Source organism: Uliginosibacterium sp. 31-16 (assembly GCF_030730865.1).
Lineage (GTDB): Bacteria > Pseudomonadota > Gammaproteobacteria > Burkholderiales > Rhodocyclaceae > Uliginosibacterium.
The window spans coordinates 1149204-1173906 of the sequence record NZ_JAVALZ010000001.1 but is presented as its reverse complement, the minus strand read 5'-3'; the positions used below and the strand labels follow the sequence as shown (position 1 = coordinate 1173906).

17 protein-coding genes are annotated in these 24703 nt (G+C 63.1%); 5 read left to right on the top strand and 12 right to left on the bottom strand.

Annotated features, from left to right (window positions below; all coding sequences use genetic code 11):
- Positions 1–7: 7 nt before the first annotated feature.
- Both Q9Q94_RS05440 and Q9Q94_RS05435 read right to left on the bottom strand, forming a co-directional pair.
- Complete coding sequence (locus tag Q9Q94_RS05440; protein ID WP_305979005.1) at positions 8–520, bottom strand: GNAT family N-acetyltransferase; 513 nt, start codon at positions 518–520, stop codon at positions 8–10.
- The gene (locus tag Q9Q94_RS05435; RefSeq protein WP_305979004.1) at positions 508–900 is read right to left on the bottom strand and encodes a DUF350 domain-containing protein; all 393 of its coding nucleotides are present in this window, start codon (positions 898–900) and stop codon (positions 508–510) included. The genes Q9Q94_RS05440 and Q9Q94_RS05435 overlap by 13 nt, the downstream gene beginning before the upstream one ends.
- Before the next feature lie 43 nt (positions 901–943).
- Between Q9Q94_RS05435 and Q9Q94_RS05430 the strand changes: the two genes are divergently transcribed.
- The 4 genes from Q9Q94_RS05430 (at position 944) to Q9Q94_RS05415 (ending at position 4952) form a co-directional block, all read left to right on the top strand.
- Positions 944–1213, top strand: coding sequence for a hypothetical protein (locus Q9Q94_RS05430; RefSeq protein ID WP_305979003.1), 270 nt, complete (start codon positions 944–946; stop codon positions 1211–1213).
- A 56-nt stretch (positions 1214–1269) separates the two neighbouring features.
- Entirely contained in the window at positions 1270–2805 is a 1536-nt protein-coding gene (locus Q9Q94_RS05425; RefSeq protein WP_305979002.1) for a polyamine aminopropyltransferase, read from the top strand.
- A gap of 175 nt (positions 2806–2980) precedes the next feature.
- Positions 2981–4582 (top strand): NAD(P)/FAD-dependent oxidoreductase, encoded by a 1602-nt coding sequence (locus Q9Q94_RS05420; RefSeq protein WP_305979001.1) that lies wholly within the window; start codon positions 2981–2983, stop codon positions 4580–4582.
- A gap of 64 nt (positions 4583–4646) precedes the next feature.
- Complete coding sequence (locus Q9Q94_RS05415; protein ID WP_305979000.1) at positions 4647–4952, top strand: high-potential iron-sulfur protein; 306 nt, start codon at positions 4647–4649, stop codon at positions 4950–4952.
- Positions 4953–5018: 66 nt separating this feature from the next.
- Here the strand turns inward: Q9Q94_RS05415 and Q9Q94_RS05410 are convergent, their stop codons facing one another.
- From Q9Q94_RS05410 to Q9Q94_RS05395, 4 genes are all read right to left on the bottom strand, one after another.
- Entirely contained in the window at positions 5019–5516 is a 498-nt protein-coding gene (locus Q9Q94_RS05410; RefSeq protein ID WP_305978999.1) for a glycine zipper 2TM domain-containing protein, read from the bottom strand.
- 192 nt (positions 5517–5708) lie between these two features.
- Positions 5709–6200: a GNAT family N-acetyltransferase gene (locus Q9Q94_RS05405; protein WP_305978998.1), complete on the bottom strand. Its 492-nt coding sequence runs from the start codon at positions 6198–6200 to the stop codon at positions 5709–5711.
- Position 6201: 1 nt separating this feature from the next.
- A complete protein-coding gene (locus Q9Q94_RS05400) occupies positions 6202–7947 on the bottom strand; it encodes a sulfotransferase (protein ID WP_305978997.1) in 1746 nt (581 codons plus the stop codon).
- Positions 7948–8039: 92 nt separating this feature from the next.
- Entirely contained in the window at positions 8040–10502 is a 2463-nt protein-coding gene (locus tag Q9Q94_RS05395) for an inverse autotransporter beta domain-containing protein (protein WP_305978996.1), read from the bottom strand.
- Positions 10503–10962: 460 nt separating this feature from the next.
- On the opposite strand from Q9Q94_RS05395, the gene Q9Q94_RS05390 reads away from it, so the two are divergent.
- Entirely contained in the window at positions 10963–12159 is a 1197-nt protein-coding gene (locus tag Q9Q94_RS05390; protein WP_305978995.1) for an NnrS family protein, read from the top strand.
- A gap of 175 nt (positions 12160–12334) precedes the next feature.
- On the opposite strand, the gene Q9Q94_RS05385 is transcribed toward Q9Q94_RS05390, so the two are convergent.
- From Q9Q94_RS05385 to Q9Q94_RS05360, 6 genes are all read right to left on the bottom strand, one after another.
- Positions 12335–14401 carry a thioredoxin domain-containing protein gene (locus tag Q9Q94_RS05385; protein WP_305978994.1) on the bottom strand — a complete coding sequence of 689 codons (2067 nt, stop codon included), beginning with the start codon at positions 14399–14401 and terminating at the stop codon, positions 12335–12337.
- A gap of 4 nt (positions 14402–14405) precedes the next feature.
- Positions 14406–14831 (bottom strand): hypothetical protein, encoded by a 426-nt coding sequence (locus Q9Q94_RS05380; protein WP_305978993.1) that lies wholly within the window; start codon positions 14829–14831, stop codon positions 14406–14408.
- Between the two features lie 18 nt (positions 14832–14849).
- Complete coding sequence (locus Q9Q94_RS05375; protein WP_305978992.1) at positions 14850–16877, bottom strand: methyl-accepting chemotaxis protein; 2028 nt, start codon at positions 16875–16877, stop codon at positions 14850–14852.
- Positions 16878–16892: 15 nt separating this feature from the next.
- Complete coding sequence (locus Q9Q94_RS05370) at positions 16893–19079, bottom strand: methyl-accepting chemotaxis protein (RefSeq protein ID WP_305978991.1); 2187 nt, start codon at positions 19077–19079, stop codon at positions 16893–16895.
- A 22-nt stretch (positions 19080–19101) separates the two neighbouring features.
- Positions 19102–21864, bottom strand: a complete 2763-nt coding sequence (locus Q9Q94_RS05365; protein WP_305978990.1) for an EAL domain-containing protein — start codon at positions 21862–21864, stop codon at positions 19102–19104.
- Between the two features lie 269 nt (positions 21865–22133).
- A complete protein-coding gene (locus tag Q9Q94_RS05360) occupies positions 22134–24548 on the bottom strand; it encodes a WG repeat-containing protein (RefSeq protein ID WP_305978989.1) in 2415 nt (804 codons plus the stop codon).
- Positions 24549–24703: the final 155 nt, after the last annotated feature.

Genomic DNA, 24703 nt, shown 5'->3' with positions numbered 1-24703 from the left:
GTTCCTTTCAGGTCGGAGCAGCGGCGTAAAACGCCTGTTTGGTGGTCCGGTCGAAGCCGGCTGATTCGTAGAAAGCGAGGGTCGCGTCATCCTTGCGACCGGTCTGCAGCATGACTTTGTAGCAGTCATGTTGCCATGCGATGTTGCAGGCGTGCGCGAGGATTGCCCGTCCGTAGCCCCGGCCGCGATGTGCGGCGGTGGTCACGACGTTTTCGATCAGGGCGTACGGCCGACCGCCGCGTGTAAGGTTCGGAATGATCACCAGCGTGCAGCTGCACACCAGCCTTTCATCCAGGAATCCGCCGAGGCAATGCTGGCGCGGATCGGCGAGAATCGTGCGCCAGACATCGGCCACCTGCGCGGCTTCCGGCAAAGGCGCATCGCCCGGATGCAGCTCGCGATAGAGGGCGAGCAGGGCGGCAAGATCGGCTTCGGCGAGCTTGCGAATGCTCAGAGGGCTCATTTCAGGTCGGAACAGCGAAGCCGCCAGAACCATTTCTGCGGTTTCTACGACAGACACGCACCATTGATCAGGCCAATCGCCAGCGAGATCGAACCGAGCAGGGCGCCCATCGCCACGTTATTGGATTCAAGTGCTTCTTTCATGTTGGGCAAGGTGCGTTCCAGAATCAGGAAGGCGACAAGCTGCACGACCATGGCGGCGGCGGCCCAGGCGAGAAAGGCCAGATAGCCCGGCACATGCAGGATGCCGGAAGCGACTGTCCAGGAGAAGCCGATCAGGGTGCCGCCGAAAGACAGCGCCGGTGCCACACAGCCTTTGCAGATGAGCGCAATCTCGTCGAACGGGGTGAGCCACAGGTAAATGACGACGAAGACGCCAACCAGCGCCAGGCCGGTCAGCAGGTGGAGAACGTAACCATAAATCATGTCAATGCTCATGCCGGGGCTCCTGTGAGTCTTATCGCTTTTCGGAAAATTCTGGATGAATCATTTTGTCAGTGACCTTGAAGAAATAAGCTTGAATGAAATTCTGCCTTTCCTTCACGCACGTAAAAACTTCTCGGTAAAGATGCTCCACGTCTTCCTTGGAGCCTCCGCGCTTGCGCGCTTCGGTCAGCTTTGTATCAGCATGACATTCATTGAGCATGATCTTGCCGCTGCTGATTGTGCCGTAAATCTCCAAGCCTTTATAGCAAAGCAGGATCGCAGCAAGCAAAAGCGCGTATTTGATGAGTTTGAGCAATTTCAATAGACCCGTGGATTGCGGCTTGCCTGCATAATGCCACGCTCCGCATTCACGATGCCAGCATGTCATCCCCTTCGAGCACCCGGCGGCCAGACCGCCTGCTGATCCTCTCGGTTTTCATCGTCGCCTCCTGCGGCCTGGCCTACGAACTGGTGGCCGGCGCGCTGGCAAGCTATCTGCTCGGCGACTCGGTGCTGCAGTTCTCGTCGATCATCGGCTGCTATCTGTTTGCCATGGGAGTAGGTTCGCATCTGTCGAAGTACGTGAAGGATGAAGACCTGCTGGCCCGCTTCATCGACATCGAGCTGCTCGTCGGCCTGATCGGTGGCGCTTCGGCCACCGTGCTGTTCGTGATTTTCGCGTGGATGGCCGGCCCCTTCCGCAGCGTGCTGTATGCACTGGTGTTCGCGCTGGGCGTGCTGGTGGGCATGGAGATCCCGCTGGTGATGCGCCTGCTGAATGAGCGCAAGACCGGGTTCAGCGAGATCGTCAGCCGGGTGCTGACCTTCGATTACCTGGGCGCGCTGTTCGTGTCGCTGCTCTTTCCCATCGTGCTGGCGCCGCATCTGGGGCTGGCGCGCACGGCGTTCCTGTTCGGCATCGCCAATGCCGGCGTGGCTTTGCTGGCCATTCGTGTCTTTCGCAGCGAGATCCGCCAGCGCCGCGCACTGACCCTGCGCGCAAGCATCGTGCTGGTGCTGCTGGTCGGTGGTTTTGCGGCATCCGAACGCATCACGCAATGGAGCGAACGCGGTGTCTTCGGCGACGAGATTGTGCACGCCGAGACCACGCCTTATCAGCGCCTGGTGGTGACCAAGTGGAAGGACGACCTGCGCCTGTACATCAATGGCAACCTGCAATTCTCGAGCCGCGACGAGCATCGCTATCACGAGGCGCTGGTGCATCCGGTACTGGCCGCACTGCCGGGCGTGAAACGCGTGCTGGTGCTGGGTGGCGGCGACGGGCTGGCGATCCGCGAGATCCTGAAATACCCGAGCGTGGAAGAAGTCACCCTGGTCGATCTGGACCCGGCGATGACCCGCCTGTTCTCCAGCGCCGCGCCGCTGACGGCACTGAACCGGAATGCCTTCAAGGACCACCGGGTGCACATCATCAATGCCGACGCCGGCCAGTGGCTGGAAACGGCGGGCACGGCCTTCGATGCAATCATCATCGACTTGCCGGACCCGAACAGTTACGGCCTTGGCAAACTGTACTCCGAGCCGTTCTACCGGCTGGTGCGCGAGCATCTGGCCGAAAACGGCCTGATGGTGGTGCAATCCACCTCGCCCTATTTCGCCCCGCATGCCTACTGGTGTGTGGTCACCACGCTGGAAGCGGCAGGTTTCAAGACCTATCCGTATCACGCTTACGTGCCCTCCTTCGGCGAATGGGGCTTCGTGATTGCGGATCGCACCGGCCGCTACCAGCCGCCCACGCATTACGCCCTGCCGATGCGCTGGCTGGACGGCACCGCCACGCGCGACATGTTCCGCTTCCCGGCGGACATGCAGCGCATCGAAGTCGAGCCCAATCGCCTCAACAGCCAGGCCCTGGTGCGCTACTTCGAGGAAGACTGGCATCGGGTGATCCGGTGAGGCGGGGGAGTCGGCCGGCCAGCGACCGGAAACCCGCTTCCGGCAAGGGTTTTCAGGCTATCCGCCTGAAGAACCGCGCTCCTGTTTCGTCTCTGGCATGCCTTCTCGAAGAAGCGCTGTGCGCGCGGCTCTCCGGGCATCCCACTCCCGACTCACGACTTCCAACTCCCGAGCGATGAAGCGCCGTGACTTCCTGAAACTCGCTGCTGCGACCAGCCTTGCCGGCTGCAGCGAGCGCCTGCCCTGGCAGGCACCTCCGGTGAGCGTGCACATGCCGGGCATGGAGTTGGGCCACCGCCTGCGCGACCGCCTGCCGACGCCCAATCCGACGCGGCAACGCTCCGTTGACGTGGCGATTCTGGGCAGCGGCGTGGCCGGGCTGTTTGCAGGCTGGCGGCTGGCCCAGGCGGGCTACCGCGATTTCTGCCTGCTCGGCGGGCCGGAGCCGCTGGGCAACACCGCCGGCAGCGTGCTGGGAGGCGTCCCGTGTCCCACCGGCGCGCATTATCTGCCGCTGCCATCGATGGAATCGACGCATGTGCGCGAGATGCTGGCGGAATTCGGTGTGCTGCACGGTGACCCCTTTGCCTTGCGACCCGAGTACGCCGAACGCGCGCTGGTACACGCCCCGGACGAGCGCCTGTTCATCAACGCCGCGTGGCAGGACGGCATCGTGCCGCAACACGGCCTGGGTGCCGACGATCAGGCGCAGATCCGGCGCTTCTTCGGCGAGATCGCCCGCCTGCGCGAGGCACGTGGCCAGGATGGCCGGCGTGCCTTCGTCATTCCGCTGGCACTGTCTTCGGCAGACCCGGTGTTCACCGCGCTGGCCACCGAAACCTTTGTGGCCTGGCTGAACCGTCAGGGTTTCACGGCGCCGCCGCTGCGCTGGTATGCCGATTACTGTTGCCGCGATGATTACGGCGCGGGCATCGAACAGGTGTCGGCCTGGGCCGGTCTGCATTACTTTGCCAGCCGCGGTGGGCATGCCGCGAATGCGGAAGACGGCGCCGTGCTGACCTGGCCGGATGGCCTGCAACCCCTGGCGCAGGGCTTGCGCTCGCGCATCGGAGCTGCACGCTGGATCGACGGCATGGCCCTGCAGGTCAGCGAGCACAAGCAGGGCGTGGACGTGCTGTGCTTCGACGCGGCCAGGAATGAAGCTTTTACCCTGCACGCCAAACGGGTAATCGTGGCGATGCCGCTGCATGTGGCCGCGCATGCGGTGGCCAATCTTGCCGACTTCGGCTTCGACAAGGCGCGCGATCTGCCCGCCAGCGCGAGCTGGCTGGTCAGCAATTTCCTGCTGAACCGTTTCCCGCAAGAGGCCGATCCGCACCAGCCGCTGGCCTGGGACAACGTGGTATATGGCGGTGAGGGCTTGGGCTGGGTGGTCGCCACCCACCAGTGGATTCGTCAGGCCCGGCCGGCACAGACCGTATTCACGGCTTATCGTGCGCTTGACCACCTGCCGCCGCAGGCGCTGCGGGCCTGGCTGGTGAATGCCCCGCCGGCCGAACTGCTGGCACTCGCCAGCAGCGATCTGCACGCCGCCTATGGCAACGGCTTTGCGCGACAGGTACAGCAGGTCGCCATCACCGTGCGCGGCCATGCCATGGCCACGCCCGCACCAGGATTCCTCGCCCGGCCGGGCATTGCCGCCTTGTGCGCGGCAGACCGGCGCATCCTGTTTGCCCATGCCGACCTGTCCGGTCTGTCGGTGTTTGAAGAGGCCGCCTGGTGGGGCGAAAAGGCGGCGGGCAAGATCCTGACTTGACGCGCACCGCTGCACAGCCGATGCTTCAGGGGCTGTCAAACCACAAACCCCACAGGAGAAACTCATGGATAGCCGCCGCCGTTCCATTCTGATTGCCGCCCCCGCACTGGCTCTGGGCCTGGGTGTCATGCGCGAAGCCGCTGCGCAGGCCAAGGTGCCCGAGAACGACCCGACCGCCACCGCACTCGGCTACAAGGAAGACGCCGCCAAGGTGGATACCGCCAAGTTCAAACAGTTCGTCAAAGGCAGCAATTGCGCGAACTGCAACTTCTACAAGACCAAGACGCCCGCCGAAGGCACCTGTGCGGCGCTGGGCAACCGTCTGGTCGCCAGCAAGGGCTGGTGCTCGGCCTGGGTCAAGAAAGCCTGATCCGCCCTGCCCGACGCGCAACGGCCTGCCGCATGCGGCAGGCCGTTTGCATTTCCGGCCGGACCATCACTCGTCGGGCGTCAGACTCACGTGCAGACGCATGCGCCGGCCCGGATCGCGGGACAGCACGGTGCTGTATTCGCGGCCCTGATACTCGTAACGCACGTCATAGCCATCCGGGCGGCTCACCCAGTTATCCACCACGCGGCAGACACGTTCCGGGCGCTCGGATGCAGTGCGCTCGCGGCTGCCCAGCTCGCTGCCCACGACCGCCCCGGTGATTGCGCCGGCCACAGTTGCAACATCGCGGCCACCACCACGGCCAACCTGATGACCGAGGATGGCACCGGCCACGCCGCCGATCAGGGTGCCGGCATTCGGCCCACCCTCGCGGCTTTCAATGCGCCGATATTCGGTGCGGCATTCCTCACGCGGTTCGTTGAACTGCTGCATGCGTGGTTCGACACTGAGCACGCGGGCGTAATCGTCAAAATCGGCAGCCTGAGCCAGCGGCAGGGCCAGCAGGATGCTCAGGGCGACAACAGGGCGGATCAGGGGGTTCATGCAAATCTCCTCAAAACAGGGCCTCCACTCCCATTAACGTGGCAGCCGTTCCGGCGAGGACGACACTTACAAACCGTTACGCTTCTTTACCGAATCATGAGCTTTGTGAAGAGCCGCATGTGGCGGGCGTCTTCAGCAGGCCTGCCCGTTCATCATTGCCGGATGCGCCCTCACACAATGCATGCCTGCAGATCAAGGCTGCGTGCGGGTCTCCGGCAGGGCATGAAAATCAATCTTCCATACGTCGCGCCCCAGCAGACCACGCCCGGCGTATTCCCAGCCCAGACGCTGCAGCAGGCGCTGACCGCCACGCTCCATGAGCTTGGGGTTCTCGGTAATCAACGCCATTCCGGCCATGCCGTCCTGACGCTGGCGCAGGCAATCCGCAGCGGCACGCGTCATGCGCGAGCCGAGGCCGCGCACACGGTCACTGCTACGGATGAACAGGCGGTAGAAATGATAGTTCTGCGCGGAATCACTGAAACGACCGGGGTAAACGGAATTCACGCCAACGATTTCGCCCGCTGGCGTGCGTGCCACGATCACCACTTCGGAAGCGCGGCGAAGCGCTTCGGCGGAATCGCTGATCGCCCCGTTGGCCAGCCAGAACGCACATAACGCGTCGGCAAGTGCCAGAGAAACCTGCCCGTAGACGGCTTCGACAAGGTATTCACTGGCCAGCATCTCAGACCTCGTAACCGAGCTGCTCGATAGCCGGCCGCAGGATGGGAAGCACCGCTTCGAGCTGCGGCAGGTAGTTGCGGTAACGGTAACGGGAGCGGGTGTACAGCTTCTCGCTGACCTGAGCGTAGCTGGCGGTGCGGGCGGTACGGGTGTTTTCGTGGAAGGCCAGGCAGCGCGCATCAAAAGGCTTGCCGATGAAATCGAGCAGGCGGCGCACATGGGGCTCCGGGTCGGTGACCAGATCTTCGTAGCGTACGGCGAGGTAGTTCAGGTCCAGCTCGCGGCGATAGTGCTGGATCAGGTCAAAGGCCAGTGCGTAATGCTGCGCGGCGCTCACCAGCTCGTCGCCGCAGTGGCCGCCGTGGCTCAGATCGGTGAAAAAGGTGGACAGCACCACGTCCAGTGGATGACGCAGCAGGTGGACGATGGGGGCCTGCGGAAAGGCTAGGTAAATCAACCCGAGATTCACCTCGTTGAGTGGCATCTTGTCGGTGAACAGGTCGCGGCCAGGCTCGATCACGCCTGCCAGCTGCGCATTGCACAGGTAGTAATGGCGGAATGTTTCAATCGCCGCGCCGTTGCCGGGGCGAGCCAGATCCAGCATGCACTCAGGATAAGGCTGAGGGCTAGCGCACAGGTGGCTGCCGAGCAGGCTCAGGCGGTGGATGAAATCCAGCTCGTCACCGGCCGAGATCTGCGGGTGCGAGGCGAGGATCTGTTCGGTCAGGGTCGTACCGGAGCGCGGAAAACCGATGATGAAAAGGGGCTGGGCAGCCGTGCCGGTGGTTTGCACCGCGGGCAGATTGAGCAGCACTGGCGCCATGCGGTGGCGCGTGAATACCTGCTTGAGTCGTACGGCGAGCTGCTGCTGGGCAGCGGCATCATAGCCCGGCCGATTGGCGTGAATCAGGGCCTTGGCCTGGCTATAGGCGGCAAAGGCTTCCGGGTAGCGCCCCAGCCGATCGAGGACCTCACCACGTTCGCGCAGGTAATCAGGCATGAGTCGTGCAGACGACTTGCCCAGCGTATCCAGTACGGCGAGCGCTGCTTCGGGCTGCTTCTCGCGACGCAACAACACCGCGCGGGCAATTACCACGTTCGGACGTAGCGGGGCGATACGTTCGGCGTGCGCCAGCAGCTCCCAGGCACGGGAGAAATTGCGGCGTGCTTCTTCCATGCGTGCCCAGCTGATGCAGCCGTCTACATTGGCCGGGTCGAGTTCCAGCATCTGGCTGAAGATCGCCGCCGCTTCGTCCAGCTTGCCCTGACGCTGCAGGGCAGTGGCCAGGTTGGCGCACAGCGGGGCGAGCGGCTCATGCAGCAGCAGAAGCTGGCGGAAGTGGAACTCGGCCTCCTCAGCACGCAAGTCGTCCAGCGCCAGCATGCCGAGCAAATTATGCGCCTGAGCGTTCAGCGGGTTCAGCGCCAGCGCGCGGCGGGCGTGGTATTCAACATCCACCTTGTTACCCAGTTCATGCAGCAGGCCGGCCAGATCAGTGTGGGCATCGTGGCTATCCGGCGCGGATACAACCCATTGACGCAGCGCCACGACGGCCTCTTCGCGGCACCCAGCATGGCGCAGCACACGCGCCAGCGCCTCCCACACGCCGGGGTGATCCGGGTACGCTGTGGTCATTGCCTGCAAGCGTGTCAATGCGCCAGCCCTGTCTGCAGACTCATACTGGGCAAGACATTGCGCGATGAGCTGCTCGACAGTGACGACGGGAGCGGGTTCTGGAGGGAGCATGCGGGTTCCTCAACGCAGGAGCAGGTCTTGAAAGGCAAGATTGACACAAAAAGCCCGGCACACAGCCGGGCTTTTTGCTGCACGCGGATGACTTAATTCACGCAGCCGTTGGCAACAGTACCGGTTTTAGGATTGCCGTTGAGCGTCACACCGCTGTCCAGCGTTACCGTCTGGGAACCGCTGGCCTGGGTGCAACGCATGGCCACAACAGCATTGCTGACCGGGGTGGTGTAGGTCAGATTGCTGATGGTCACACTTTGGGCACCAGGCGTTGCCGCCATGTTATAGACCGCCACGCCAACGGAGCCCCCGCGGAGGGTATTGCCAGAGATCTCCGCCGTCTGGACTTCGCTGGTCGAGGCGATAGGAGGGGCGCTGGCCGGCATGGCCTTGACCACATCAGCCGTTGTAGCGACAGCACGTTTGCGGGAACTGCCATTGCCCAGCGCGATGCCACCCAGGCCTGCCGTCAGAGAGTTGTCGCGGATCGTGAGGCTCTGCATGGCCTTGCCACCGTAAGCTGATTCGTTGGTCGCGTAAATAGCCACCTTGCTGGCGTCGATGATATTGCCACTGATCTGGGCGGTCTGGGTGACATCCGCATCATAGGCAAAGTTGTTCAGGGAAATCCCGACGCCACGGCTCGCGCCAGGACCCGAATCCAGACTGGTGACAGTGCTATTGTCGCGGACAGTGATGGTATTGCCGGTAATACTGATGGTCTGTGTCGCGGTGCTGTCACCGTAATTGGTCAGATTGATGCCATTACCGGCCACAGCACTCAGGGTATTGTTGCGGATCACCACACTTTGGCTGATCGGACCGCCATAGTATGCGCTGGTCGAGATACTCACGGCGTTACCGCCATACCCTCCATTGCCAGCCGGACTCAGTATTGACTTGCCGGTGAGGCCCGCCTTTTTGCTGCTGCCGGAAAGACCGGCCCCGACCGTATTACCCTCGATCGTAATACTCTGGCTCAGGCTGGCGCTGGTTCTGGTGGAGTTACCGACGACACGGATGCCATGACCATATTTTGTGGTGATCGTATTGTCACGGATGTTGATGATCTGGCTGCGACTCACCGGGGTTTCTGCAGAAACCGCAGGCACGGCAGCTATGCCCGCATAGCCCGCATAGCCGCCAGTATCGGAGCTCAGATTGATGCCGGGACGGACAGAATCAATCTGGTTGCCGATGATGTTGACCATACCCCAGGTATTCGAGCCGTAGATGCCATTGACCGGCGCATTGATCTTTACGCCCGCCACAGTGTTGCCGCGGCTGCCATTGCTGGCCAGGGTCACACCATTGCCATTGCCATTCCAGCCACTAATCACGGGCGCCTTGGCCGGCGTAGCCACGTTGGTATAGATGTTGTAGCCCTCGCCCCACAGGGTCTGCCCGTCCAGCAGGGTCATGCCGGTATAGGCAGCGTCCGGGCCTGCATAGACCGCAGTCTGCAGGCTACCCGGCCCAACCATCATGCCCATTGCCGAATTGCCCTGCCACAGGCGGATCATGTTGTAGCTGCCACTACCGTCACCGTTCGCCGCAAAGCACTTGGCAGCTTCACAATTGGCAACGCTGTTGTACGGGTTCTCGTAGCTGCCGTCACCGTTGGTGGCCTTCGAGTTGTCAATGTGGATGGCCTGATCCGAGGTCTGCTTTGCATCCTTCTCTCTGCCGGATTCAGCCGCCGCCAGAACAATGTCGTCATCACGAACCCAAGGCTCGATCATGCGCTCGCGAAGTGACCGCTTGCCGTCGCCCGAATAACCACCACCGAATGCGTAGCTGAGGCTGAGAAAATTGGTGGTGCCGGATTTCTTGTCATGCTGAGTACCCAGGCCCAGGGTGAAGCGCTTGTTCAGGCGCGCCTCCAGGCGTCCGCGCCAGCCATTGGCCGCCGGGCCGGAAACGTCACCTTTGAAGGTGTAAGCGGCGGTATAGATACGGGTTTCGAGGCTCTGGAACAGCGGCAGATCAAAACCTAACTCCAGATCGGCGCCACGCAAGGCCTCTTCGTACACACCATTCCGGTAGATGTTATTGCCGGAGAAGTGATTCAGATCACCCAGACCGATTTCCTTCTTGCCGGTAATCGGCTGGTAGTAATTCAGGCGCCAGTCCATCCAGCTGTTGCGGGCCTCAACACCGAGCGTGATCTGATTGAAATAATTGCCAAGAAAACTGCGACGACGGTCCCAGGCGCCGTAACCACCAACGGCCCACTGACCTTCAGCGACGAGCTTGCGATAAGCCAGACCAAGATTGAATTCATTGCCATCGCTCTCGCCATCCTGATGGTCGCGAGGGTGGCTGATACTGCCCTTGATATCGGCAAACAGCAGGCTGCTTGTATCCTGTTGCAAGGGAATGGCCGCATTGATGCTGCCGGAGCTGCGTTTGTTGCTGTGCTTGGCAATGGGCTCGATGGTCGGCGTCCACTGTTGCTGGGCAAATGCTTGCGGCGCCAGCGCCAGCGCCACGGCGACCGGAATGAGCTTCAGACTGAATTGCCCAGCTTGACTATTGCACGACTGTTTTTTCATGATTTCCCCTGTGGAACTGTGGTCCTGTTCCCTGTTGTTTGATCGCCTGCGTGGCGGCTTCGCAATTGCGAAGCTGAAATGTGTACGCTCCCGCGCTCGGGGCGTTCCGCTCGGTCCGCCGCCCCCTGACGGACTGCCTGCCATGATGGTTTTCGCACATGCAAACAGATAGTTGCCCCGAACCATTAAAGTCTCGCGCACGCTCGTAAGAACTCCGTAAGAAGCTCTTTCCGGTCTTTTGCTTGTCATCGAGCGTCTCTCCAGCCATCCTTTGTGGAGGGAAGGTCAGAGGATGTTCTTGCGATCCTCGCTCGGCGCACCGACAGGAATGCCGGACTGCTTGCGTGGAGCCGGACAGACCCTGAACCGGTACGCAGCGCGGAAATTGACGTGAAGTAAGGCGTCTGCCTCAATGAGCTTGAAACAATGCAGCATTCCCCCAGATTTCTCCGGAGCCCTCATGGCCGTCATCCCGCTTTCTGAACCACGCCGCAAACCTGTCGCGCCACCTCGCGGCTTTGCCCTGTTTGCACTGGGTTTTCGCCCCTTCTACCTGCTCGCCGCCGGGCTGGCAGTGCTGCTGGTGCCACTGTGGGTGCTGCTGCTGGCCGGCGCCATCGGCTTGCAACCGGCCATGCCGGCACTGCTGTGGCACGGACATGAAATGATCTTTGGCTTTGCCTGTGCGGTGATCGTCGGCTTTGTGTTCACCGCCGCGAAAAACTGGACCGGCTTGCCCACGCCTACCGGCAAATCGCTGGCAGCGCTGGTCTTGCTCTGGCTGGCAGGTCGTATCGCCCTGCTGACCACGCCACCCTGGCTGGCGGCTGTGGTGGATCTGGCCTTCCTGCCCGTCGTCGGGATACTCGTGGCGCAGGTGCTGATCCGTGCCGGCAGCCGGCGCAACTATTTCGTGCTGCTGATCCTGGCTCTGCTGACTCTTGCCAACGCCCTGAGCCATGCCGGCGCACACGGCTGGCTCGCCGTTTCACCCCTGCTCGGCCCGCATCTGGCCATCGCCCTGATCGCAACCCTGTGCACCGTGATTGCCGGGCGCATCGTGCCGAGCTTCACCGCCAATGCCCTCAAGACCGTTCCCTGGCGGAATGTCTGGGTGGATCGGGTGGCGATCACGGCCACAATCCTCGGCCTGCTGGCCTGGGTAGTCGAAGCGCCGGCCAGCGTGCTCGGCCCGCTGACGCTGCTCGCCGCCCTGGCGCAAGCGGTGCGCTGCCAGGGCTGGCGTCCGTTCGCCACCCTGCGTACACCGCTGCTGTGGATCCTGCATGTGTCGCATGGCTGGCTGATCATTGCCTTGCTGGTGCTGGCAGCCAGCGCAGCCGGCTGGGTGGGCAGCAATGTGGCGGTGCATGTGCTGACTGTCGGCACGATCGCCGGTCTGATCCTCGGCATGATCACCCGCACCGCCCTGGGCCACACCGGCCGGCTACTCAAGGCCGGGCGCATCGAGACGAGCTGCTACGTGCTGCTGCAGGCAGCCCTGCTGGCACGCGTGCTGCCTGCGGTGTTGTGGCCGGCGGCCTACATGCCGGGCCTGCACTTGTCAGCCACGCTGTGGTCGCTGTGCTTTGCGCTCTACCTGTGGAAATACGCGCCGATGCTGTGGCACCCGCGGGTGGACGGGCAGGAAGGCTGACCCCCTTGAAGAGCCGCGCCCCGCTTGCGTTTCCAGCCTGCATCATGGAGACGCAAGCGGGGCGCGGCTCTACAGGCACATGAAAAAGGCCACCCGAAGGTGGCCTCCGGCTGCCGCAGGATGTGAATCCGCGGCGGAAGCCAGGCATTGAACCGCCTCCACGGCACACACCCGGCTACTGCTCGGGCATAAGCACCGGCACCATGTAATCAGGCTCCGGCCGCAGCAGGGTCAGGAGTTCGTCATAACTGGCGACCGGGGGCAGGCAAGTGCCGCCACGGCAGACCCAGGCGGTAATGTCCGCGCTGGCGGGTTTGTCCAGACAGATCGGCAGACCGCTCATGCCGACAGGGATGCACAGCACCATGAGCTGCGGTTCGCAGCGCATGCGCAGGCGCGTCTGCCAGGCTCGCAGTCCGGCGGAAACACCACGCAGGATGACCAGCGTGGGGGGCGCCAGCCATTCCTCAAGCGCCAGCAACAGGCTGGGGCCGACATGCTGGTCGAAATCACCACGAAACGCCTGCAGGCATTGTTCTGCGGCATGCAGGTAGCGCGGTTCGCTGACAAGATGGCCCAGCCGGATCAGGCTGCGCGCAGCCACTCCATTGCCGCTGGGGGTCGCATGGTCATGCCCGGTGCGGGCACGAGCGATCAGCGGCGCATGGTCATGGCGAGTGACAAAGAAGCCGCCCCGTTCGCGATCTTCAAAATGCTCAAGAATCTGATCAGCAAGCCAGCGCGCATGCTGCAGTTCGTCCAGGCTGAAATCAGCCTGCAACAGTTCCAGACTGGCCTCAAGCAGCCAGGCGTGGTCATCCAGGCCCGCATCGAGACGCGCCTGATCATGCTGACTGACGGCATGCAGGCGCCCGTCGATTTCAAATCGGGCACGCAAGGCATGCATGGCATGCTGCGCGCCGGCAAGCCACTCGGGCCGTTCGAAAACACTGGCTGCTCGCACCAGGGCGCGAATCATCAGGGCATTTGCGCCGCACAGCAGTTTGTCGTCGCAGCCGGGGTGCGGCCGGGTGTCGCGCTGAGCGAGCAGGCGGGCGCAGGCAGCATCGATATGCTGGCGCGCGGTTGCCGGGGGTATGGCCAGCGTGCCGGCAACTTCCTCCAGCGGGCGCCAGACGTGCAGATGCCAGTGGCGGCCGTCATGATTGGGCCTGTTGTCGAGACCGAAATGGGCGCTTGTCAGTGCCAGGCGCTCGCCATCGATGAGACGGCTTATCTCGTTTTTGTCCCACAGATAGAACGCGCCTTCGGTACCACCACTGTCGGCATCCAGCGCGCTGTAAAACAAGCCCTCAGGGGTGCGCAGTTCGCGCCCGGCCCAATCAATCAGGCTGCTCACCGTGCGGCGAAACAGCTCCTCGCCACTCAGGCTGAAAGCTTCGCTATATAGCCACAGCAGCAAGGCATTGTCGGTCAGCATTTTCTCGAAATGCGGAATTTCCCAACGCTCATCGACGCTGTAGCGGAAGAATCCACCTCCCAGCTGATCGTACACGCCGCCTTCCGCCATCTTGCGCAGGCTGTGCAGGGCGGCATGCCGGGCATTGTCATCGTCCTGCAGCGTGGCCACATAGAGCAGCAACTGCAATTCGGTGGGATGCGGGAATTTGGGCGCCGCACCAAACCCGCCATGGCGCGGATCGAATTGTTCGAGCAGGCGGCCAATGCTGTGCCGCACTGGCCGACGCTCCAGTTTGCCCGGAGGCTTCGCCACCGGCTGCAGCGCCTGTTGCAATGACGCCAGCACATCCGGGGTGCGGGCCAGAATCGCCGGGCGCCGATGCTGCCAGGCGTCCGTCACGTGCTGCAGCACGTCAGGAAAAGCCGGCAGGCCGGCGCGAGCCAGCGGTGGAAAGTAGGTGCCGCTGTAGAAAGGCGCCGCCTCAGGGGTGAGAAATATCGTGAGCGGCCAGCCTCCGCCCTGATGTGTCAGCAACTGATGTGCCGTCTGGTAAATCTGGTCCAGATCGGGATGCTCTTCCCGATCGACCTTGATGCACACGAAATGGCGATTCATCTGCTCGGCAATCGCGGCATCCGCAAACGATTCGTGGGCCATGACATGGCACCAGTGGCAGCTGGAATAGCCGATGGAGAGCAGGATGGGGCGCTCCTGCCGCTGCGCCAGTTCGAATGCCTCGTCACACCAGGGCCACCAGTCGACCGGGTTGGTGGCGTGTTGCAACAGGTAAGGCGAGCTTTCCTGAGCAAGGCGGTTCATGGCTTTACACCGTGACGTGGGGTGCTGGCGGCTGGATTGCGAGTGCTGCCAGCTTGCGATGGGCGGCGTGAGTGGCGTGCGGCAACAGGTCGGTCAGGTCGGCCAGATCAAATTTCGTCGGGTCAATTTTCTGTCCGTTGGCGAAAGAGATATTCAGTGCACCAGGCCGGCTGATACAGATGCCCAGCAGAAGCAGGAAGGGCATCGGATTGCCGATGCGGGGCACCGATCCGCGCATGGAATCCTCGTTGAACACGAGGAAGGGCAGGGCCACGCTGCTGTGGCGCACGGTCCAGATATGCTCGCGCTTGTCGGTCTGCGTCACGAACTGGGTCACCGTGTTCCAGCGCTGGATCACGCCTTCGGCCGTAGCAACCAGTTCGGGCCACTTGATGTTGCTGCGCCACATGAATTCCTGCAAACCGCTCATGTTGCCTCCTGCTGTGGATTAAGTCCGGCCGCCGCGCAACAGGCGGATCTGTCCGGACAGGCGTGAGGCCAGAGCCTCCAGCGCCTGGGTTGTCTGCAGCGTCTGGCGGGCCGCCTCATTGTTGTCTTCGGCCATCTGTGCCACCCGTTCGATGTTGCCGGCAATCTCGTTGCTGGTCGAACTCTGCTCGCGCAAGGCGGATGAAATGTCGCTGACCAGCCCGACCACCTCGGCCGAAGAGGCGCGAATCTTGCGCATCGATTCCCCTGCTGCACGGGTCAGTCCCACGCCTTCACCGACGCGCTCGACACCGCGCTGCATCGACCCCACAGCCTGTTCGGTGCCCTGCTGGATCGCCTGGATCATGCCGGTGATTTCCAGTGTTGCGCGCGAGGTCCGTTCGGCCAGCTTGCGTACTTCATCGGCCACGACCGCAAAGCCACGACCGGTTTCACCCGCCCGCGCAGCCTCGATGGCCGCATTCAGGGCCAGCAGGTTGGTCTGCTCGGCAATTTCCTTGATGGTGGTGACGATGGCGCTGATGCGTGCCGAATTCGACACCAGCTCTTCGATCACGATCGAAGATTGCTGCACGGCCTCGGAGATCCGCTCGATTTCCTGCTCGGTCTGGCTGGTCAGCTGTTCACCTTCAGCAGAAACCCTGCCGGACTGGCTGGCCATCTGCTCCGCATCACCTGCAAAGTGCGCGATTTCATTGATGCTCGCCGTCATCTGCTGCATGGTGGAGGCCATGCCGGCCGAGGCCTCGCTCTGTTTGCCGGACTCCAGCGACACCGTGCCGGCCGACTGACTGAGTTCGCCAGCCGCGACATTGAGATCAGCGGCCGCGCCTTCAACCTGCCGGATCACCCCCTCCAGCGATTCGATCATGCTGTTGAATCGATCCGCTACCGTCTTCAGCTCATCCTGGGCAGAGAAGACAATCCGGTGCGAGAGATCTCCGGCGCTCACCCGGCGCGTACCCTCGCCCAGCTCTTCGGCCGATTGCCTCAACGACAGGAACATGCTGACCGCCGCATAAGCCAGCAGCAGAACCATACCCAATGCCAGCAGGTTCATGCCCCAGAAACGCAAAGACAGCGAGAAACTGCGCCAGCCCACGACGCTGCGCAGCTCGTCGACAATCTCCTCATCCGCCACACGGTAAAACTCACCCAATGCCTTGTTTCCCGCTTCCGCCCAGGCTTGGGCAGGCATGTCCCGGCTACCGGCGAGAATGTTCTTCTTTGTCAACTCGATGAATTTGTCGGTGCTTTCACCCACCCGCTTGGTCGCCCGTTCCATGGCACCCGCACCGCTTTCACGGCCGGCTCGCAGCAAGGCATCGTCAAGCTCATCGCGCTTGCCCTGCAAGGTGTCGAGCATTGCGTTCATGCGCCGCCACTCCTTGGCAAAGCCGGGCACGCCCAGAACAACGATGCCGGTGGCATTGAGCTGGCCAATCTGGTCAGCCATCTCGGGCAGACTGCGCACTACCGCCTCGGCCAGATAGGCGCCGCGCACATCCGGGTCACGCGACAAACCGGATACATCCGCCACTTCGCGCAGGAAACCGAGCAGGCTCGCCATCAGGGCCTGATGCTCGGTGGTCATGCTGGCGCGATCAAAGCTGGCAGACTTCTTCCGGTACGCATCCCACTGCGCACGAACCTCCTGCCAGGGCTTGGTCAACGCCAGCTCGGGCATGTCCTCCACCTGGGAAGTCACTTCCTGCATGGCAGCATCGACTTCCTTTTCCGCAATCTGGGCGCTGCCCTTGAATACATCCACACCTGTTGCCCCCTGCGCCAGACCCACGAAATGCTGGGTGCGCTGCACGGCGGCGATGACTGTCGAATAGAGCTCCAGGCCACTTTGCTCGCGCGCGGCAACAGCCAGATCGCTGCGCATCTGCACCGCCAGCGTGATCATGAAGTAGCCGATGGGAATGATCGCCAGAGTGCCGATCAGGCCGAACCGGGCGGGATAGCGCAGTCGCTTGAGCAGCAGCACTGCGGGGGCGAGCAGGAAGGAGAGGATGTTCATGCCGGGGCTCCTGGCTCAGATACGGAAACGTTTGACGTCTTGCCCGAGCTGCTGGGCCAGACTGGCAAGATGGCGCGCGGTGTGACTGGTCTGTGCAACCACGGCATTGTTGGTTTCGGCCATCTGGGCGATGTTTTCAACGCTGCGGGCGATACCGGTGCTGGCACTGGCCTGTTCACGCAGGGCAGCCGAGATTTCACTGACTGAGCGCACGACCCGGTCGGACTCTTCACGGATGCGCTGCATTGCCTCACCGGAACGATTGGTCAGCTGAACGCCGTCCTGCACACGCCTGACACCATCCTGCATCGCCGCCACAGCTCGCGTGGTGCCGGCCTGAATCGCTCCGACCATGCCGCCGATCTCGGCAGTGGCCTTGGTGGTGCGATCCGCCAGCTTGCGTACTTCGTCGGCCACGACGGAGAAACCACGCCCTTCATCACCGGCGCGTGCTGCTTCGATCGAAGCATTCAGCGCCAGCAGATTGGTCTGGTCGGCAATTTCCTTGATCGATTTGACGATGGAGTGAATCTGGCGTGAATTGCGCCCCAGCTCCTCGATCACCCGCGCGGATTCGTTTACGGCACCTGCTATCTGTTCCATCTCGGCCACCGTGCGCTGCACGACTTCGCCCCCTTCCTGCGAGAGCTGCCCGGAGCGGGTCGAGGCTTCGTCTGCCGCACTGGCACTGCGCGAAATTTCGTCGATGCCCACTGTCATTTCCTCAACGGCGGCGGCCATGCTGGAGGCCGCTTCGCTCTGCCGTTCGGAACCGTTGGCAACCTGCGCAGCGGAGGAAGACAGGGTTTCGGCGTTGCCGACCAGCTCACTGGCGGTCTCCTGCACCTGACGGATCACTCCGCCAAAAGTGGCCGCCATGTGGTTGAACTGCTCGGCCACCGCCAGCATTTCGTCACGCGCCGAATAGGCTATCCGGCTGCTCAGATCACCTTCGCCAATCCGCCACGCACCTTCGCCCAATTCGGCAATGGAATGCAGAATCGTCACAAACAGGCCCGCTGCAAAATAGCCCAGCACCAGCAACATGCCGGCCCCCAGCAGGGAAGCCGTCCAGAACTCACCATCCAGCCGGCTCACGCGAGCGTCCAGCAAGCCCGCCAGCGCGGTGCTGACCAGCGGAATCTGCGCGTACAGGACATCGCTCGCCTTGGTTGCCACCTCAGCAAACTCGACGCCGGACATGGCGAAACTGCCCTTGACGATCTCGCGGTCGGTAATCTCAAGCTGTGCGGGGTACATCTCGCTGATGGCGCCGTCCACCTTCTGTACGACCGGCAGCAAAGCCGCGTTGGCTACGCCTGCGCGTCGCAGAGCTTCGTGCAGATCGTCGCGGCCCCGCCCGGCATTGCTGGTCAGGGCGCTCATGCGGATCCACTCGGCACCCATGTCGCGCGAACCAAGAATGTAAATGGCATTGTTGTTGAGCGCTGCGAGCCGGTCGGCTGCCTGCGGAATCTTGCGGATCAGGCTGTCGGCCAGGTAATTGCTGTCATGCCCCTTGTCACTGACCAGACCGGAGGCCTCGCCCAGATCGCCGATGAAATCCAGCGTCTGGCGGCCGAACCCGGGCAACTCGGTCTTGATCTGCTCCGGACTGAGACCTGCTTCGGCCGCGCGCAGCTTTTGCCAGGCGGCTTTGAGCAGGGTCCATTTGTCTTTCATGTCGAAGGCGTCATCACGTGCCAGCTGGGCATCAACCGCCTTGAAGGCCGTGTCGACCTCCGCTCCCCGCGCCTGCCAGGTCGGTCGAAGCTCAGGATTGGTGGCGACCCCGTGGCCGAGCAGGACATAACCCTGAACCTTCTGCAAAGCGCCTGCCACCGGAGCATACAGCTCCAGAGCCGCCCGCTCGGAACGCGCCGCATTCAGCTCGCCACGCATCGAGACGTTCAGCGAGATGACGTAAAAACCGATGGATGCCAGGGCCAGCAGGCCGATGAGGCCGAATTTCCACGGATAGCTCAGACGGTTGAGATGGCGAATACCCGGGTTGAATACCGCCCCCAGTTTGTCTTCCTGCCAGGCGCGCTGGAATTGTGCGCGCTGCTCACGAATCGTGTTTGCCAGCGAGCCGGGGTGCAGGCGCGCACGCGCCTCGGCGGACAGATTGAAACGCTTCGCCGGCAGCCAGCGCTGCAGAACGTCAGTGAAGGAAGCGAAAATTTCGCGGAATCTGGCCATGGTTGTTTGCCCTTTGCAGGAGTCAGGCCGGGTTGCCGGGCGGCGGGGCCTGCATGGTGGCACCGGCAATTGCGGCCGGTTGTGGTTTGCTGAGTACATAGCCCTGCGCTTCGTCGCAACCGTATTCGCGCAGACGTGCCAGAGTGTCAAGATCTTCCACACCCTCCGCTACCACCTGCAGACCTAGGCTGTGAGCCAGACCGATGGTGGAACGCACGATGATGGCGTCCTGATCGTCGACCAGCATGTCGCGCACGAAGGAGCGGTCGATTTTCAGTGAATGCAGCGGCAGGCGCTTGAGATAGGCGAGCGAGGAATAACCGGTACCGAAATCATCGATCGACAGGCGCATGCCCAGCGCAGCAATCTGGTTCACCACCTGCATGGCCCGCTCGGGGTCCGTCATCAGGGCGGTTTCGGTGATCTCCAGTTCCAGCGAGCCGGGTTGCACGTCGAACTCGCGCAGCAACTCGGCGAGCGCTTCAGGCAGGGTCACGTCAAGCAGGTTGCGCGTGGACAGATTGACCGATATCGACAGCGGCATGCCGGCGCGCTGCCAGGCAGCCAGCTGCATTACGGCCTGCCGTGCCACCCACAGGGTAAGCGGACGGATCAGCTCGCTGGTCTCGGCAAACTGCACGAACTCGCCCGGCGGAATGAAGCCCAGACGTGGATGCTGCCAGCGCACCAGCGCCTCGGAGCTGCACCAGTGCCCTTCTTGCAGCGCAAAGCGCGGCTGGTAATGCACGATGAGCTGATTCCCACGGATGGCAGCGCCCAGCTCGGTGATCATCGCCAGCCGGCGCGGGTTGTGCGCGTCGTGGCTGCTGTCGTACAGACTGACCGAACCTGGCGCCGTCTTGGCCGCATACATGGCCACATCGGCACAGCGCAGCAGCGCATGGCTGGTGCCACCGTGCTGCGGATAGACCGCCACACCGATGCTGCCGCCCAGCTCGATGAAGATGCCCTCCACCTCCATGGGCTGACGCAGGGCGGCCAGCAGCGTGCTGGCAATGCCGCAGGCCTGTGGTGCGCCGCTCACACTGCGCAGCACGATGGCGAATTCATCACCGCCGAGGCGGGCCAGCAGTGCATCGTGCGGCTCCAGCGCGGTCTGCAGACGCAGGGCGACCTGTTTGAGAATCTGGTCGCCCGTGCGATGCCCAAGGGTGTCATTGACCTCCTTGAACTTGTCCAGATCCAGCAGCAGCAAGCCCAGCCCCTGCTGGGTACCGGCAATCCTGCGCAAGGCTGCGGTGGCGTCGCGGTGCAGGTGCATGCGGTTGGGCAGGCTGGTGAGCGAATCATGGGTGGCCTGGAATTCCAGGTCGTGCAGGTGACGCGCATTGGCCAGCGCCAGCGCCACGGTCTGGCTGACGGCCCGCAAGGTGTCGAGCTCGGTATCGGAAAACTCGTTGCCACAATCGTGGAAATGCAGACCGATGATGCCGAGCACCTGATCGTGATAAAGCAGTGGCAGCACGGTTTGCGAACGGATGCCGGTGGCGAGCAGCAACTCGCAGATGTCCGGATCCATGCGCGGATCATTGGCAATGTCGTCGCTATGCAGGATGCGATGTTCATTAATCGCAAACTGGCTCATGCTGCGGCCCAGAGACATGCGCCGGCGCACGGCGATTTCCTCCGGGCTGTAACCGATGGCCGCGACGACTTCAAAATCATCCGTGGCCGGATCATAGAGATGGAACAGCGACAGGGGCGAACGCTGCAGCACCTGCAGCACGCGCAGGGTTTCATCGGCGATCGCATGGCTGTCCTTGCTGCCATGCAGACGGTTGGCCAGATTGTTGATCACCTGCAGCGCGGTGTTGCGCTGCTTGAGCACCTCGGCTGAAGCCTGACGGATCTGCTCGGTCAGGCGCCGCTCGGTCACATCGCGCACGATGGCGGTAATCTGGCAACGCCCGCCAACCCAGATGGCAGAAAGGCTGACATCAACTTCAAGCAGACTGCCCCCGGCGGTCAGATGGGTCCATTCAAACACCTGCGGCCCCACATCCACGGCGGCCCGGATCAGCTCGGCGGCCTTGTCCTGCGAGCGGCTGCCGTCGCTCTGGAATTCCGGCGAACATTCTCCGGGGGTCATGCCGATCAGCTGTTCGCGGGAATAACCACTCAGCGTCTGCGCCTGCGGGTTGCAATCGGTGATCACGCCATCAATGATGATCAGGATTGCGTCACCCGCCGCATCGAAGACCGCGCGATAACTGCGCTCGCGGTTCTTCAAGGCATGGAACACCCGCAACTGCGACAACAGATCGGCGACCGACACCGCAAAAGTCTGCTCGTCGCGACTCCACAGGCGCGGACTGCCGACATGCTCCAGACACAGGATGCCCGCCAGCCGACCCGCTTCGTTCAGGGTCGCGATCATCGCCGCGCCAACCCCTTGTGGCCGCAGCAGCCAGCCATAGACCTCCGCCACGCGCAGATCATTGGCCGCATCCGACACATCCAGCAGGCGCCCGTCATTCAAGGCCCCGAACAGCCGCGGACATTCCGTCATCGTCAGGCTGGCCCCCGACTCGAAAGCGCCCCGGTCAGCCCGGAACAGCAACTGGCATTCCAGCGCCGTGTGCTCATCGTTCAGATACCAGACACTGGCCCGCGTCACCTCCAGCGCGGCGGCGAGCGAGGTCGTCGCATCGCGCAGCGCGCCGTACAGATCGCTCTGCCACAGATGCTCGTCCTTGGCCAGACGGTTGAACGCGGCCTGCAGGCGATCACTCAGATTGTCGAATTGGTCCGCTACGGGGTGCATGGTTACGCGCGTGCCGGTCAGGTTTTCTGGCTCATCAGTCAGGTCTAACGGCATCACAGCACAGAACTGGAGTCCACCGGACTGCAAGGGCCAAACCGCCGCGCCAGAGCACATGCCTTGACGGCAAAATGCTGCGCTGCATCAGCCCATGCCTCAAGACCCGCTTCTGGCGGGTCTCCGCAGCATGCCTGCCTGCAAACCCAATACCGGCGCGCGTTAACGAAAGACCCGGCTCAAGGCCGGGTCTGGGGGCGGGTCTGCGGGCAGGCCTACTTCGCGCGCAGGACCTGCACCCACTCCTTCGACAGCCCCGCCAGCCTGAGCGTGCCGCCTTCGCGACTGACGAGGATGAAGGGGTAAGCATCGCGACGCAGCGTGCCCTCTGCCGGCAAGGCATAGGACGTGGCGCTACCCAGCGGGCTGGGCTGGCCAGCGGCAAGGCGCACTTCCAGCGAGGGCAGACGCAGATACCAGACTTCGGCGCAGAGCCCGGCAAAGCGTGCTTCCGGCTCGGGGTAAAGGCCGCCATAACCGACCGGCTGCGCCTCGGCGAACAGGGCGTCGAGGCGGGCGGCCAGGTGCTCGGGAGCGACCGCCTCGATGCCTGCCGGCAGCGGCACCTGCAGGTTCTCCGGTTCGAGCAGGATCTGGCCCAGCGCGACCGTGGCCCGCGAGACTGGCGCCACACTGACGCCCAGAGTGCTGCGCGTGATGGTCTTCGGGCTCTTGACGGCGGCTTGCCAGGTCGTACGCCAAGCACTCAGCCAGCTGGCGTAGTCGGCGCGGGCCTGCGCCGCGTTCCACGCACCGGCCTTGCACTGACCCGGCGCTGCACGATCCTGCCGCACCCAGACTTCGGGCAGATCGTAGCGGGCACAATCCGCACACAGCAGGCGCTTGTCCGGATCGCCACGGAAATGCAGCGCGCTCAGGGTCGCATCGGCGCACACATCCTTCGCGTCGCGTTCCACAGAGGTGTCCACCACCACGCGCCAGCCATCAGGCGTGCGGCACCAGGGCAGGGTGTTGCGCCAGAGCGGGATGCGCGGGCTGACGAATTCGCCGAACTGCACATAGGCGGCCTGCGCCGAAAGCTGGATGCTGGGGAACTGGGCGTCGCGCAGCTTCAGCGCCTCAACGCCGGCCAGCACCTGCGCTTCGGTCTGGTATTGCTCCGGCACGTAACGCGCCTCGATCAGGGGATGGGTTTCGCTGGCCAGCGGATGACGGTCCCAGGGCAACTCGGCGAGCGGAATGGTCTTTTCGGCGCTGGCCTGCCAGCGGCCGGCCGCGTCGCGCTCGAAACGGTAAGGCTGCACGCCTTTCGCACCCGAGGTGATGACGCCCGTGTAGCTGTCCTCAAGGATGCTGCCGAATGCGGGCGGCAGGACCGGGCGCCCCTCGATATCGACCACGCCGAGTGCGCCGGGCTTGCCGGCGATGAAGAGCTCTTCGCCGTTGCCGATGCGGTCCAGCACGCCCAGCACCTCGTATTGCACCGGCAGCGGACATTTCCCGGTGGTGAAATCGCACAGGCCGCGCAGCCCATCCAGCGTCACGAGGTGCAGCGGGCTGTCACGGTCGATGCTGTGGTGCTTCTCGAAACGTGCCGGGAAGAGCAGGCGCCCGTCCAGCCCGAAAACGCCGTAACGCCGGTTGCGCTCGACCAGAAAGAAACCGCTGGCCGGCTTGCCCTCGCGGGCACGGGAATAGTCGAGGTCAGCACTGTCCCACTGCGGGTCGATCACCACCTTGCCATCGGCATCCACGACACCGATGTGGCCTGCCTCGCCATCCGGGCCGAAAAGGGTGGCCTGCAACCAGAACGGGTTTGAGTTGAAGTAGCCCAGATGCTGGTAACGCGGCGGAATGATTTCCTTCCCCGTGGCGTCGATCAGGCCGTAGCGATCCTTGAGCACGGTGATCAGCCGTTCGCCGGCTTCCATCAGGTAGTCGTAGCGCCCAGCGGGGATGCGCTCCCGGCCCTGCACGTCGATCACCCGGCGGCCATCGACGAGCAGCAGGTCAGTCTTGTCCAGGATATTCAGGCCGCCTGCCCGCTGCAGGCCGGGCACCGGCCGGCCGGTGCTGTCCCAGGCTTGCCAGACCATGGCCTCGCCCCGCCGCTGGCTCTCGTTGCCGGCAATGATGAAGCTGCCGCGTTTCTGCATTTCCTTGTAGACCGCTGGCAGCACGATCTTGCCGCTGCGCGGATCGATGGCGCCATAGCCCGTCTTCGCACGCACCACCCACAGGCCGGGTTGCTCATCGTCCTGAATGAATTCATAGGTCAGGGGCAGCAGCGGCTTGCCGGCGCGCGTGAGCAACCCGGTCTGACCCTTGCGCTTGACTTCGAAGCAGTCGCACGCGGCATGGAATTCGATGCGTTCGAACTCCAGCGGCAGCAGCACACGGCCCTCGGCATCGACGACGCCGTAGTGCAGGTCACGGGAAACGGTCACGTAACCGTCGTAGGGGTAGGCCGCCTCCAGCTTGTCGAAAATGACGGCTCCCGTGCGCGCCGACAGCATGCGCAAGCGCCCTTCCCCGACCGGACTGCGTTCGACGCGCAGCCCCGGAAAATCCGCTGCCGTCGCCGCCCGGGCAAGCCCCGGATTCAGGAACGCAGCCATACACAGGAGGAAGACGCTCGCACAGCGTTTCGCGTGGCACATCGGTTTCATGACGCTCTCTTCTGATCAACAGGCAGCGCGTATGGTGCCCTGAAATCATTTGCGGCAGCACTGCGTTCATCGGCCCATGACCCATTAACCGGCATGCTGGAATGCCGCCCTCAGCCTTGCTCTCCAGCATGCCTGCCCGAAGACCGAATACCGGC

Excerpts from the sequence above, each read along its gene's own strand:
- Q9Q94_RS05435 (WP_305979004.1), bottom strand. The coding sequence starts at position 900 with ATGAGCATTGACATGATTTATGGTTACGTTCTCCACCTGCTGACCGGC.
- Q9Q94_RS05430 (WP_305979003.1), top strand. The coding sequence starts at position 944 with ATGAATCATTTTGTCAGTGACCTTGAAGAAATAAGCTTGAATGAAATT.
- Q9Q94_RS05425 (WP_305979002.1), top strand. The coding sequence starts at position 1,270 with ATGTCATCCCCTTCGAGCACCCGGCGGCCAGACCGCCTGCTGATCCTC.
- Q9Q94_RS05420 (WP_305979001.1), top strand. The coding sequence starts at position 2,981 with ATGAAGCGCCGTGACTTCCTGAAACTCGCTGCTGCGACCAGCCTTGCC.
- Q9Q94_RS05415 (WP_305979000.1), top strand. The coding sequence starts at position 4,647 with ATGGATAGCCGCCGCCGTTCCATTCTGATTGCCGCCCCCGCACTGGCT.
- Q9Q94_RS05410 (WP_305978999.1), bottom strand. The coding sequence starts at position 5,516 with ATGAACCCCCTGATCCGCCCTGTTGTCGCCCTGAGCATCCTGCTGGCC.
- Q9Q94_RS05405 (WP_305978998.1), bottom strand. The coding sequence starts at position 6,200 with ATGCTGGCCAGTGAATACCTTGTCGAAGCCGTCTACGGGCAGGTTTCT.
- Q9Q94_RS05400 (WP_305978997.1), bottom strand. The coding sequence starts at position 7,947 with ATGCTCCCTCCAGAACCCGCTCCCGTCGTCACTGTCGAGCAGCTCATC.
- Q9Q94_RS05395 (WP_305978996.1), bottom strand. The coding sequence starts at position 10,502 with ATGAAAAAACAGTCGTGCAATAGTCAAGCTGGGCAATTCAGTCTGAAG.
- Q9Q94_RS05390 (WP_305978995.1), top strand. The coding sequence starts at position 10,963 with ATGGCCGTCATCCCGCTTTCTGAACCACGCCGCAAACCTGTCGCGCCA.
- Q9Q94_RS05385 (WP_305978994.1), bottom strand. The coding sequence starts at position 14,401 with ATGAACCGCCTTGCTCAGGAAAGCTCGCCTTACCTGTTGCAACACGCC.
- Q9Q94_RS05380 (WP_305978993.1), bottom strand. The coding sequence starts at position 14,831 with ATGAGCGGTTTGCAGGAATTCATGTGGCGCAGCAACATCAAGTGGCCC.
- Q9Q94_RS05375 (WP_305978992.1), bottom strand. The coding sequence starts at position 16,877 with ATGAACATCCTCTCCTTCCTGCTCGCCCCCGCAGTGCTGCTGCTCAAG.
- Q9Q94_RS05370 (WP_305978991.1), bottom strand. The coding sequence starts at position 19,079 with ATGGCCAGATTCCGCGAAATTTTCGCTTCCTTCACTGACGTTCTGCAG.
- Q9Q94_RS05365 (WP_305978990.1), bottom strand. The coding sequence starts at position 21,864 with ATGCACCCCGTAGCGGACCAATTCGACAATCTGAGTGATCGCCTGCAG.
- Q9Q94_RS05360 (WP_305978989.1), bottom strand. The coding sequence starts at position 24,548 with ATGAAACCGATGTGCCACGCGAAACGCTGTGCGAGCGTCTTCCTCCTG.